The sequence below is a fragment of the Burkholderia sp. Ax-1720 genome (genome assembly GCF_011753035.1).
GTDB lineage: Bacteria > Pseudomonadota > Gammaproteobacteria > Burkholderiales > Burkholderiaceae > Burkholderia > Burkholderia gladioli.
Genome location: NZ_VWWK01000300.1, coordinates 1 through 4,790, shown reverse-complemented (window position 1 = coordinate 4,790; position 4,790 = coordinate 1). Strand labels below are relative to the sequence as shown.

At 64.1% G+C, this 4,790-nt stretch carries 5 protein-coding genes; 4 read left to right on the top strand and 1 reads right to left on the bottom strand.

Going from position 1 to position 4,790, the window contains the following annotated elements; translation table 11 throughout:
• Nucleotides 1-183 precede the first annotated feature (183 nt).
• On the top strand, nucleotides 184-1,005 hold the full coding sequence (locus F3J18_RS35605; RefSeq protein WP_166916790.1) for a Cof-type HAD-IIB family hydrolase: 822 nt from the start codon (nucleotides 184-186) through the stop codon (nucleotides 1,003-1,005).
• A gap of 625 nt (nucleotides 1,006-1,630) precedes the next feature.
• The gene (locus F3J18_RS35600) at nucleotides 1,631-1,927 is read left to right on the top strand and encodes an H-NS histone family protein (protein WP_013696269.1); all 297 of its coding nucleotides are present in this window, start codon (nucleotides 1,631-1,633) and stop codon (nucleotides 1,925-1,927) included.
• 126 nt (nucleotides 1,928-2,053) lie between these two features.
• On the opposite strand, the gene F3J18_RS35595 is transcribed toward F3J18_RS35600, so the two are convergent.
• Nucleotides 2,054-3,118, bottom strand: a complete 1,065-nt coding sequence (locus F3J18_RS35595; RefSeq protein ID WP_025099998.1) for a glycosyltransferase family 4 protein — start codon at nucleotides 3,116-3,118, stop codon at nucleotides 2,054-2,056.
• Nucleotides 3,119-3,698: 580 nt separating this feature from the next.
• Between F3J18_RS35595 and flhD the strand changes: the two genes are divergently transcribed.
• The gene (gene flhD / locus F3J18_RS35590) at nucleotides 3,699-4,019 is read left to right on the top strand and encodes a flagellar transcriptional regulator FlhD (RefSeq protein WP_025099997.1); all 321 of its coding nucleotides are present in this window, start codon (nucleotides 3,699-3,701) and stop codon (nucleotides 4,017-4,019) included.
• Between the two features lie 100 nt (nucleotides 4,020-4,119).
• Entirely contained in the window at nucleotides 4,120-4,701 is a 582-nt protein-coding gene (gene flhC / locus F3J18_RS35585; RefSeq protein ID WP_166916788.1) for a flagellar transcriptional regulator FlhC, read from the top strand.
• Nucleotides 4,702-4,790 lie beyond the last annotated feature (89 nt).

The window sequence follows — 4,790 nt, the reverse complement described above, 5'->3', positions numbered from 1 at the left end:
GGCTCGCCCAGCGCGAGGCCGCGCGGCGGGCGAGGCAAGCCTGAACGGCGCCGGCCGTGGCCGGCAGCCGTCGTGCGAGGCGCGAGGGATCGGCGCCGCCGGCTTGCGTTTTCATTGCGGCCGCGCGGCGCGCCAGCCTTGGCGGCGATAAAATGCGGGCTTTCCGCGCCCCGCCCACCCGCCATGTACCACGCCATCTGCACCGATCTCGACGGCACCCTGCTCAATCGCGACCACCAGCTCGATCCCTACACGATCGACACCGTGCGCCGGCTGGCGGCCGACGGCATTCCCATCATCATCGCGACCGGCCGGCATCACGCCGACGTGGCCGGGATCCGCGACGTGCTCGGCATCCGCCCCTACCTGATCACCTCGAACGGCGCGCGCGTGCATGCGCCCGACGACACGCCGCTGTACGCCAGCGACATCGCGCCGGCGGTGGTGCGCGAGCTGGTGCGGCCCGAGCTGGTGGGCGAGCACGGCCGGGTGATCGTCAACCTGTTCACCGATACCGGCTGGCTGATCGACCGCGAGGCGCCGCACCTGCTCGAATTCCACCAGGACTCGGGCTTCGTCTACCGCGTGGCCGACCTGCCGGCCTACCCGGCCGAGGACGTCGCCAAGGTGCTCTACATCGGCGAGCCGGCCGACCTGGCGGTGCTGGCCGAGCGGCTCGCGAGCCGTTTCGGCGATGCGCTCTACGTGACCTACTCGCTGCCGGATTGCCTGGAGGTGATGACCGCGGGCGTCTCGAAGGGACGCGCGCTGCGGGTGGTGCTGGAGCGGCTCGGTCTCGATCGCGCGCATTGCGTCGCATTCGGCGACAACATGAACGATATCGACCTGCTGGAAACGGCCGGCCATCCGTTCATGATGGATAACGCCAATCCCGACCTGGTGCTGCGCCTGCCGGACGTGCCGCGCATCGGCAGTAATGCCGATGCGGGCGTGGCGCGCCATTTGCGCGAACTGTTCGCGCTCGATATCGACCCGGTTCGCTGAGAAGCGCCGCATCGAGACACGCGGCCGCGCCGCGATGGCGGCCCTTGCCGCCGCCAATCGGCCTTGTCCCGCTGTCGGCTATTTCATGCCGAATTTCGATAAGGCGCCGCCGGTCATTCACTGCCGCGACGCAATTCGAATTGATCCATGAAAAACGGGCGCCGAAGCGCCCGTTGAAATACTCGCCCCCTTTGTTGTTTCGGATTCGGCAGCGTCGGGGTCGCTGCTTCCTCGCTCCCCGTGGCAATCTTCCCGTAAGGCGCCAGCCGGGCCTCGGCGTGGTTTCGCCGACGCTTTCCGTCAATTCCGGCGTGCCGATTTTTCGTTACCATTCCGACCAAAAAGGGCGGGAATTTTGTCAGCCGGCCATCTCGTAATTGACGCGACGCGCATTGCTACGGATTATAGGAAATCCAATCCGTGTCGAAGGGTCAACGATTGTTAAATTGCCGCGATGTGTCGCGCGAATTTCATTAGAATTAACCTGCACTGAAATATAATGCATCCGCAATAATTTTTTTCATACGAATTGGGCTCGGCCCGATCCCGGTACAGTGCTGATTGCGGAACGGAACGATAGTGTCTAGGCTCCAATTGCCAGGCGAATCGTGAATAGGGAGTGAAAATGTCTCAATACGCAAAACTGAAAGCGCAGATTGCCGACTTGCAGGCTCAAGCGGACGACGTCCGCCGGCAGGAAGTGGAGGCCGTCATCGCCGACGTGCAGCGCAAGATCGCCGAATACGGGTTGACCGCGCAGGATCTCGGCTTTGCCGAGCGCGCCAAGCGCGGGCGTCCGCCGAAGAAGGCGCCGCTGCCGCCCAAATACCGGGACCCGAAGTCGGGCGCCACCTGGAGTGGCCGCGGCAAGCCGCCGAATTGGATCGTCGGTAAAAACCGCGAGCGTTTTCTGGTCGAGTAAGTCGCCGGTCGCGCCGGCACTGTCGGCCGGCCTGTTTCGGCCGCCGCAATAAAGAAAGCCGCATCGGGGATGCGGCTTTCTTTTTTTCGAGATATTTGAAATCCGGGCAAGGCGCCCGGATTTCGATCAGCTGGCGGCGAGTCGCGTCAAATGCGGCTGTTTAGCGGCGGCGCCCAAGGTTTCGTAGATTTCGACATAGTGACGCGCCATGGTGCGAGCACTGAATCGCGTTTCGAAACGTTCGCGAATCGCCGTGCGCGACAGGCTGTCGATTTTCTGCAACGCACCCACTGCGCTGTGTTCGTCCTCGACGATAAAGCCGGTCAGGCCGTCCTCGATCACCTCGGGCACCGAACCGCGATTGAAGGCGACCACCGGCGTGCCGCAGGCCATCGACTCGATCATCACCAGGCCGAACGGCTCCGGCCAGTCGATCGGGAACAGCAGGGCCTTGGCGCCGGACAGGAAGGCCGGCTTCTGCTGCTCGTTGATCTCGCCGATGAACTCGACGTTCGCCTGCGACAGCAGCGGCTCGATCTCGTTCTTGAAGTAGTCCTGGTCGACCTTGTCGACCTTGGCCGCGATCTTCAGCGGCAGGCCGCTCTTGGCGGCGATGCGGATCGCCGTGTCCACCCGCTTCTCCGGGCAGATGCGGCCCAGGAAGGCGAGGTACTCGGGTTCGCGGTCCGTTTGCGGCGTGAGCAGCGTGTCGGGCAGGCCGTGATAGACGGTGCCCGCCCAGCCGGCCTGCGGCAGCGGCACGCGCTGCGAGTTCGAGATCGACACCACCGGCGCGCTCGGGAAGGCGTTGAACACCGGCTGCAGCTCGGGCAGGTCGAGCCGGCCGTGCAGGGTGGTCACGTAGGGCACGTCCAGGCGCGAGAGCAGCGGGAAGGGCAGGTAGTCGAGGTGCAGGTGCAGCACGTCGAATTCATGGGCGCGGCGCGCCACCTGCTCGAGCAGGCGCATGTGCGGCGCCATCGAGTCGCGGATCGAGGGATCCAGGCGCAGCGCGCGCGGCCAGGAGGCCTCGAGCTTGGCCGAGGTGACGGAATCGCCGCTCGCGAACAGCGTGACGTCGTGGCCGAGTTCCACCAGGGCCTCGGTCAGGTAGGACACGACGCGCTCGGTGCCGCCGTAGAGTTTGGGCGGGACGGCTTCGTAGAGCGGGGCGATTTGTGCGATGCGCATGGGGCGGTTCTCCTGTGCGTATGGTGGCCGGGCCTGCCTGCCGTGCTCGCCCGGATCGGGTGCGGCCGGCAGCAGACGATGGGGCGGCGCTGACGAAAATGTTTTGACCGCCGGCCGACCGTTCGACTCTATTATCGGGATCGTCCGACGAGGTTCGAGTGATTTTTCAAACACTTAAGCCTTGTTACAGGCTGAAATAGAGGGGCCGGAGGGTCTGCGCGGGGCGGCTGGAAGGCAGTAGGAAAGGGCTTCCTACATGCATACCTGTCAATTGTGACAGCCGTAGAAAAAACGCGATAATTGCCTGGGAAATTTTTCCGAAGCCCATCATTTCTCCTTTTGAGATCAAGGGTTTACGAGAAATCGACGGCTTCCGTAATTCGCCGAGGCTGTCGGAAAAATTCCTACACGGTTTACAGACAAATCCTGCCTGTCGCATTCCCCTTTGCTGATACCCGCCACAATACCGTTTGGCCACAATGACCGTAAGAATATAAACGCCGGTTGCCGACCCTGTCGGGCGAGCGAACACGGCAAACGTTTTCAAAAGCAGATGGCCAAGATTTCTTACGGGGGAATCATGAGCGCGACCAGTGAAATGCTCGCCGAGATCAAGGAAGTGAACCTGTCGTACCTATTGCTCGCCCAGCGTCTGCTGCGTGAGGACAAGGCCATGGGCATGTTCCGGATGGGAATCTCGGAAGAACTCGCGGAAGTGCTCGCGAACCTGACACTCGCCCAGACGGTCAAGCTGGCGGCATCGAACCAGATGCTATGCCGCTTCCGTTTCGACGATCATGCGTTGCTGTCCTCGCTTGCCGACAAAGGCCGAAGCACGGCCGTCGCGCAGGCACACTCGGCCATCCTGATGGCCGGCCAGCCCGTCGAAAGCCTCCGCTAATTTCCCTATATTCATCCGCCGTCCGTCAGCCCGGCGCGCCTTCGCGCGTCCGGCGCGCGCGCGGATGGCTTCTCATTCCCGGAAATCCCGGAGGCTCGCGATGGCGACGAAGAGCGTGGTGCTCGAGGTCAAGGAAATCACCCTGGCGATCGAACTGATCGAACTCGGGGCGCGTCTGCAACTGCTGGAGGCGGAGACCAACCTGTCCCGCGACCGGCTGATCAAGCTCTACAAGGAGCTCAAGGGCGTCTCGCCGCCCAAGGGCATGCTGCCGTTCTCGACCGACTGGTTCATGACCTGGCAGCCGAACATCCATTCGTCGCTGTTCTACAACATCTACCGCTTCATGCAGGCCCACGGCGGCTGCGACTCGATCCAGTCGATCGTCAAGAGCTACCGGCTCTACCTGGAGCACGTCGGGCTGTCCGACGACGAGGCGGTGCTGAGCCTGACGCGCGCCTGGACCCTGGTGCGCTTCTTCGATTCCGGGATGCTGCAGATGACGTCCTGCACGCGCTGCGGCGGCCACTTCGTCGCGCATGCGCACGATCCGCAGCAGGGTTTCGTCTGCGGGCTGTGCCAGCCGCCCTCGCGCGCCGGCAAGACCCGCAAGGCCGCCGCCAAGGCCGAGGCGATGCCGCTCGCGCCGGCCGTGCCGCCGGTGGCGTTCGCCGCGGTCTGAGGCGTTTCGGGCGCGGCCCCGGCGGCTTCGACGCCGGCCGCGGTTGCCGTGGCGGCACGTATCGTGGTTCCGGATGCGGCGCGAAGCCG